General features: G+C 68.4%; 1 protein-coding gene. It reads right to left on the reverse strand.

Annotated features, from left to right (window positions below; genetic code table 11):
- The coding region (locus tag EOA27_RS38025) for a DUF763 domain-containing protein (protein WP_145970887.1) at positions 1 to 962 on the reverse strand (962 nt) is incomplete at both ends.

Here is a 962-nt window from a genome sequence, read left to right on the forward strand (position 1 = left end):
CGCCCGCAGGCCCCTCCCACCCAAACACACTCCTACCCCCCAGCAGATGCGACTGGTCCATCTCGCCCGCCACGATCTCCTTCAAGCTCGGTCCGGTCACATACCGCTCCATCCGGCGTGACTCCCCGTCCAGCCTTCTTAGCGCCTCCAGCTCCTCGCCGCGCCCGAGCTTCGCCTTGCCCACCGCCGATTTCAGCACGGATATCGTCTCGTCATAGACCTTCAGCGGCACGGGGAAGGGGTGGCGGTCCTTGCCGCCGTGGGCTAGCGAGAAGCGGGCCGGGTCGGAGAAGCGGTAGGGCGCGCCGTGCACCACTTCGGAGACCATGGCGAGCGCCCGCACCGTGCGCGGGCCGACGCCGGGGACCAGCAGCAGCTCGGGGAAATCCTTCGGGCCGCTTTCGATTGCCGAGGCGATGTTGCCGTGCAGGCGGCGCATGACGATGTCGCTCTCGCGCACGTCGTGATGCGCGGGCATGATGAGGTTAGGCAGCATCGGCTGCGCGGCCGGTTCAGGCTCGGGCCGCGGCTCCAGCACGGCAAGCTCGTTCAGGATCTTTTCCGGGCTCATGGTCTTGAGCAACTCGACCTGGCTGCCGCGGGCTTTTTCGGCGCGCCGGTCGGTCAGGTTGACGATCTCGCCCTGGCGCTCGCCTTCGATTGCGGCATGCGGCTGGTCGACGAAGCTGGTCAAGCCTTCCGACAGCCAGTGATAGCGGCGCGCCTGGCGGGCATCGCCGTTCATGCCCTGCTGCACCACCACCCAGCGCCCGTCATCGGCGACGATGAAGCCGTGCAGATAGAGGTCGTAGCCGTCCTGCACGGCGGCGCTGTCCACCTTGGCGACCAGCCGGCTGGCGGTGGCAAGCGCATCGCCGTCCAGGCCGACATGCTCGCCGATGGCCAGCAATTCGCCCGGCGTCTTGCGCGAATGCGCGCCGCGCCCGCCGCAGACATGGATG

The organism is Mesorhizobium sp. M2A.F.Ca.ET.037.01.1.1 (assembly GCF_003998075.1).
GTDB lineage: Bacteria > Pseudomonadota > Alphaproteobacteria > Rhizobiales > Rhizobiaceae > Mesorhizobium.